This is a genomic window from Frankia sp. KB5 (assembly GCF_002099325.1).
Classification (GTDB): Bacteria; Actinomycetota; Actinomycetes; order Frankiales; family Frankiaceae; genus Frankia; species Frankia casuarinae.
This window is the reverse complement of sequence record NZ_MRUJ01000168.1, coordinates 1-6479: the sequence shown is the minus strand read 5'-3', so window position 1 is coordinate 6479 and position 6479 is coordinate 1. Positions and strand designations below refer to the sequence as shown.

General features: G+C 72.3%; 4 protein-coding genes. 1 reads left to right on the top strand and 3 read right to left on the bottom strand.

Translation table 11 applies throughout. The features are described from left to right. Positions 1–648 (bottom strand): FAD-dependent oxidoreductase (locus KBI5_RS16640; RefSeq protein ID WP_133057058.1); only part of this gene is annotated, 648 nt, incomplete at its 3' end. A gap of 142 nt (positions 649–790) precedes the next feature. Further along, positions 791–2257: a hypothetical protein gene (locus tag KBI5_RS16635; RefSeq protein WP_043590487.1), complete on the bottom strand. Its 1467-nt coding sequence runs from the start codon at positions 2255–2257 to the stop codon at positions 791–793. A 1150-nt stretch (positions 2258–3407) separates the two neighbouring features. On the opposite strand from KBI5_RS16635, the gene KBI5_RS16630 reads away from it, so the two are divergent. Next, on the top strand, positions 3408–4325 hold the full coding sequence (locus tag KBI5_RS16630; protein ID WP_070982123.1) for a universal stress protein: 918 nt from the start codon (positions 3408–3410) through the stop codon (positions 4323–4325). Between the two features lie 21 nt (positions 4326–4346). On the opposite strand, the gene KBI5_RS16625 is transcribed toward KBI5_RS16630, so the two are convergent. Next, complete coding sequence (locus KBI5_RS16625; RefSeq protein ID WP_241882966.1) at positions 4347–6296, bottom strand: C2 family cysteine protease; 1950 nt, start codon at positions 6294–6296, stop codon at positions 4347–4349. Positions 6297–6479 lie beyond the last annotated feature (183 nt).

Genomic DNA, 6479 nt, shown 5'->3' with positions numbered 1-6479 from the left:
GAGGGTGTTCTTGGCCCCTCGACGGCAGCCGCTCATGCACTCCCCGCACTCTACGCATCCCGTCCGAGCCGGGCCGGCGCCGCCGAAGTACGGGTCAGGGACACGCACGCCGGGTTCCCGGCTGCCGTCGCGGCCGAAGAAGACACCGACCGGCGCCGCCGCGAAGGTGGACCCGACCCGCATCTCCTCGGCGACCGTGCGGAACACCTCGTCGGAGTACGTCGTCGTCGGGTTGGGATTCACCCCGAGCATGCGTTCGGCCTGGTCGAAGAACGGCTCCAGCTCACGGCGCCAGTCGGTGATGTCCCGCCACTGCGGGTCGGTATAGAAGGCGTCGAGCGGGCGGTACAGCGTGTTCGCGTAGACGACCGAGCCGCCACCGACCGCCGTTCCGGACAGCACCACGACCCGACCCAACCAGGTGATCTTCTGGATACCGTGGCAGCCCAACCGCGGCATCCACAGATACCGGCGAACGTGCCAGCTGTTCTTCGGCAGCGTGTCCGGGGTGAACCGGCGACCGGCCTCCAGCACGAGGACACGATGGCCCTTCTCCGCGAGCCGTAGCGCGCTGACGCTGCCGCCGAACCCGCTCCCGATCACGATCACGTCGGCGTCATAGCCGCCGTCCGACCCGGAATCAGCCACGGGTGTCGTCCACCGAAGTCACCATGACTTCCCATGATGGGCTGTCGCTGGGACTATGCAACACCATCCGCCACTGACCGTCACCATCCGCGGCCCGCCGCCGCTCGCCGCGGCGAGCGACCCGGACCACAGGTCGACCGGCTCAGGCCGCGCCGTCAGCCGCCGACTGGCTCGCCATCTGGGCATGCGCACGTCCCGCGCGAGCGGCCTCCTCGATAGCCTCCAGCGGTGGCCGCGGGATCGACACGGGCGGCGCCTCGGATTCCGGGCGGGCGGCTCGGGACCCGTAGGCCTCCCATCCTGGGCGTCCGGGCGCGGGTCCCTTCTCCTTCGCGGTGCGGGTGTAGCGCCCGCGCCCCTGGTTCGGGACGGTGGAACCCGGCGTCGGTCCGGTCCTGATCCCCCGGTTCTCCAGGCAGGCGCGGCAGTTGCAGTCGGCGGACGCCCTGGGCAGGCGATCGAGTCGCCAGGACAGATTGTCGATCTCGTCGCCATCCCCGACCAGGACACCGGTCGTGATGATGTGCACTAGATGCAGGGCCAGTTCAACCGGTTCCCAGCTGTCCTCCTCCAGGATCACCCGCAGTTTCTGGTAGATAGCCAGGTAGTCGGACGTCGGGCGCCGCATCGCGTTCGCGAGGACCGTGATCACCTGGCTGGCGGCCAGGGTCATCGGCTCGGGCGGCGGAGGGGGCAAMGGGACTGTCGGGGCGCCCCGCTCCGGTTCGGGAGTCGACGCGTCCGCTGCCCCAGCGGTCTCGTCCGTCAGGACGTGTGGCTCGTCCGTCACGGCCCCGCGGGTGGCGGGATCGACGGTGCCCACGGCCGGAGCCGGTTGGGGGTCRCCGTCCGCTCGGGCGTCACCCGGCTCCGGCTGGTCTGAACGGGCGGTGTCCGGATCATCCGAACGGGCGGTGTCCGGATCATCCGAACCGGCGCTGTCCGGGCGGTCGGCGCCCCTCGAGGGGGCGAGGTTGACCGCCGGGCTGGCGGCACCAGGCGAGCCATCGCCCGCCACGGACGCCATCGCCCGGGGACGACGGCCGACCGCAGACGCCGTCCGCAGGCCGATCCGRCCACGGCGACCGCCGCGGCGCCGACGAGCGGGCGCGGCCGAGGCGGCGGTTGCCGAGCCGGCCTCCGCGGACGCCGGAGCCGCGGACGCCGGAGCCGCGGACGCCGGAGCCGCCGGCGAGGATGCGACGTCGGCCTCGACCAGGCGGACCTCGCCTGCCCGTACGGCGGCCTCGGGGATGCTCAGGGCTAACCGCGTCGTCCTGCCAGCCGCGGGCCGGGCCACCGTCGCCAACCAGCCCTGGTTGCGCAGCCTGGTGATCTGGCGCTGCACGTGGGTCCGGCTGTAACCGGTCTCCGCGACCAGGGTGACCAGGCCGGGGGCGCTCACCGCGGCACCGGCGGGCGCCGCCGGCGGAACCTCGGCGACGTGGCTCGCCAGCGTCAACGCGACCAGCTTCGCCGCCGACGGCAGGGCCGCCCGCAGCACCGCCCGCTGCCATCCCCCGCGATCGGACACCAGCGTGCCCGGCTCCTGCGCACGGACCAGAACCAGAGCACCGGGGAGGGCAAGCTGGGTCACGGCCGACGCCACGTGCCTCCCTTCCTCGGCGGGGTCACTCGAAGCTGACGGACTGCGCCCGCCCGAGCGGACCGGGGCGGGTTGCCCGGGGATCATGCCGACCTGAACGGGTTCGGTGGGTCGGGGACCGGTCAACGTCTGTCCAGGCACGGTACTCCGTGCCTGGAGGGGAGGCTCCTGGGGAGGGCCACCACATTCACATGAAGAGGACATGACTTCATCACCCTCGTTGGGGACTCGTGGTGCGACAGACGCATCAAACATCGCGCGACTGACGCAAAGCAAAAGATGGGGCCGGCGGCCACGAAAAGGCCACACCGGGCCATCCGGAAAGACCTCCCGAGCAGTTCTTCTCCCTGCCTTCAACCTCATCGGGTGACACCAGAAATCGATTTTTAATCCGTCATATTCAATTCCTTATTACCGCGTCACCCGGCGGGACTGCATCCCCGGGGAGGAGGACTCGGCGGCGTGGAGGATCCCCCCGCACCTCGCCGGAGGGATGGCCGGAGGGATGGCCGCCACGGTGACCGCGCCCGAGTACATCCTGCCCACGGCACGTGCGGAGGAAAGTCCGGGCGCGCTCACCGGTTGAACCGGCCCACCGGTATCCGGAACTACGACGGGACTCGGCGCACAAGAAAAATCGCCGGGAACCGGAACACCGGGAGAAACCGGACCGCCCGGTCACGGCATTCTTCGTCCTTGCCCGGCGAGGCCGGACGGGAACAGCCACCTCGCCCGATCGACCCGCCGCCACACAACGGACGCCAACCACCGTCACCGACAACAGAGATCGTGGACCTCCATTGTCGTACCTCGTCGTCTTATCGATCGATCACGGCAGGGGAGCGGCTGGCGCCCAGTGGCTTCCGGTCCGACGACGGGGTTACCGGGGACCGGTGACCCAACCATTCACCACTTCTCACCATGGATCACGCCGACGGGTGGTAAGGATGGTCCAACGTAGGGTTCACCTGGCCCGAACACACGAAAACAACACCGGAAGCTGTTGATCGGCGGGCAGCTCCACTCCACGTTGGCCTCCCCCGCGTTGGCCTCCCCCGCGTTGGCCTCCCCCGCGTTGGCCTCCCCCGCGGGCGGACGGGGTTCCCGGCCGACCAGCCGGGTATCCCGGACCGGGCTTCGAAGGAGGCGGACGATGGCCGACATCGTGGTCGGGGTCGATGGTTCCGAGGGCTCCCACACGGCGCTGCGCTGGGCGTTCACCGAGGCGGAGTGGCAGGGGTGCGGCATCCAAGCCGTGATCGGCTTCGCCCGTGGTCCGGCCCAGCCCGGGATGCGTGCCGGCCTGGCGCAGGCGGCCGAGCGGACGCTGCACGAAACCGTGACGGCGGTCACGCCACCGGGATCGATCGTCTCCGTAACGGAGCAGGCCGTGGACCTGCCGGGTGCGGAGGCCCTGCTGACGGTCGGCCGCGACGCCCGCATGATCGTGGTCGGCGCCCGGGGGCAGGGGCTGCTGCACCGGCTGCGGATCGGGTCGGTCAGTGCCTCCGTCGCCGTACACGCCACGGTTCCGATCGTGATCGCCCGCGGTGACGTCGAGGCCGCGACCGCCGGCTCGGGCGCGACCGCCGCCGAAGGCACGACCCCGGCCGGCGCACCGTCCCGACCGTCCCGACCGTCCCGACCGATCGCCGTGGGTGTGGACGGCTCCCCCAACGCACTGTCGGCCCTCGCCTGGGCCGCCGGGGAGGCCGCACTGCGCGGGGTTCCGCTGATCGCCGTGCACGCCTGGCTCGCGGCGATCCCGTTGCCGTTCGCCGAGGCACCGGGGGAGATCACCCAGGCCCTGGAGGACCAGGCCCGGGCCGTGCTCGACGAGTCCATCGCGGGCGTCCGCGACCGCGGCCAGCTGCCGGCCGGACTAGACCTACGGGCCGTGGTGCTGCCCGCCTCGGCCACCCAGGCCTTGATCGTCAAGGGTCGCGAGTGCGATCTCGTCGTCGTCGGCGCCCGCGGTCACGGCGGCTTCGCCGAGCTGCTGCTGGGATCGGTCAGCCACCAGTGCATGCTTCACTGCCCCACCCCGGTGGCGATCATTCGGCAGCGGTAGCGGGGCGGCAGCCACCGACCGTTAACGGGTCGGGCCGTGCACGACCGCATGCGTATCCGGGAGGATCCCGTCCCAGGCGTACCACCGCTCGTTGTTCTGCCCGGGCGCCGGATCCCACGGATTACGCAGCAGCACCCGCCGGCGCGCCACGTCCACGGCGAGCAGGGTGTAGGCGTGCGCCGCGACGAGTCCGCCGGGCCGGGTTCGACGCCGGGTGGTCACGATCACCACCTCGCCGTCGGCGAGGAGCTCCCCGAGGGCGGGAACGGTCGCCTCGTGGGCGGCGAACACGTGCGCCGATCGCCCGGTGAGCGTCCGCAGGGCCGTCGCCGCATTTCCGAATTCGATGGCGGGATAGCCGCCGTGCAGCCGGGCGTAGGCCTTCTCGTACAGCGCCGGCCACAGCTCCGGCCGTCCCGCCGCGTCGTCGCCGTCCATCGCGACCTCCTCGTACCCAGCCGCACGCGACCGGGAGGTGCCCGGCGCCCGCGGCCCGGGTGCCTCGTCCTCCGATCGCCCGTACGGCGGCTGGACCCGACGAGCGGGCAGGCTGGCCGTGACGGTGACGCCCACGCCGGCGCCGGCCGGTCCGCGGGGGTGCATGATGATCGTGACAGTACCGTTGGGGTTGGCCCGCAGCCGCTCCGCGAGTAGTCCGGGATCCTGGCGGGCGATGCCGATCAGCGCCGCGACGAGGTAGCAGTCGGCGACGCCGCCCTGCCCCACATCGCTCGGGCTGATCCCGTCACGCACCGTCGGGTCGCCGGTGCGGTCGACCGCCACGACCTCGCCGGGGCGTCCGCGGACGACAGGGTAGCCGGGTTCGAGCCATGGGAAGGCCAGCAGGACGTCTCCGATCATGGCCGAGGAGGCCCCGGCGATCAGGGCGTCGGTGAGGTCGGCCAGCGCCGGCAGGTAACCAAGGATGCCGGGGCTCGGATTTTCGATCACCCGGGCGGCCACCGCGGCAAGGACCGCCAGAGGCCGGCCGCGCAGCCGGGAGATGACCGCCTGGYGCATCGCCGCGGACAGGCCAGCCAGCCGAACGCTGATCGCCGTCAGATCATTGACGGTCACCGTCGCCGGATCCGTGCCGATGCGGGCGACCAGCTCGGCCGCGGCGAAACGCGCCATCCGCCGGTCGATGCCGCGCGCCATGGCCGGCGCTCCGACAGCGACCGCGTGCAGTCCGAACCCGACGGGGTCGTCCCGTCCGGACGAGCCAGCCAGACCGAGCAGGCCAGCCGGAGCGGACGGTTTGCGCTCCCCGAACAGGCAGTGCGGATCGGACCAGTCCACGCCGCCGAACGGATCGGGCAGCCGGCTCAACCGTCCCCCGTCCGCGGCGACGGCTCGGGCCAGGGCGGCCGACCGGTCGCCCGCCGCCCGCAGGCGGTCGGACAGGACGCCCAGCAGGACCGGATCGAACAGAACGGTTTCGTCAATCGGGACCTTCACGGCGGGCCTGCCCCCAGCGTCGCCGGCATCGCCGGAGCCTCCGATAGCCCCGGGCAGGTCCTCCCTCCCCCCGGCATCGCCCTCGACGCCACCGGTGGCCAGTCCGTGCGCCAGCATCCACACCCGTGGGTCGTTCCCGACGCCGCCGGACGCGTCGAACCGGCGCAGCCGGGCGAGCTCGTCGGCGGATACCACGGCAGCCGCGCCTAGACCGAGGCGCAAGGCGTGGGCACGCTCGTCGTACCGCTCGGCGAGCCAGTCGAGCAGCCCGGCCCGATCGCGCAGCACCCCGGCGCCGACGTCAAGCGCCCGCTGCCAGTCGTCCAGCCGGGCGGCGCACCGGATCCGCCACGGTGACCGCCATGCCCGCGGGGTGTCGGCGGCACGCGCACCGGCCAGCACCCCGGCCACCTCCGGGACGAGTCGGCGCAGCCGGGCGGCGCACTCGCGCAGCTCGCCCGCGGCCGCGGCGAGGGCCGCGACATCACGGGGTGTACCAAGGTCTGCTCGCATCGGGCACGCCATCCGGCTCGCTGGCGACGGGATGATCAAAGCGTAACCCGACGGGTCCCCCTCGCCGCGTCGGCTCGGCCACCCGCGACCGCGGGCGCTCGTCCGCGTTAGGGTTTTGATCATTTGGCCGCAGGGACCACGGCCTCCGCGACCCTGCCGCCAAGAACACCGAGAACGCCAAGA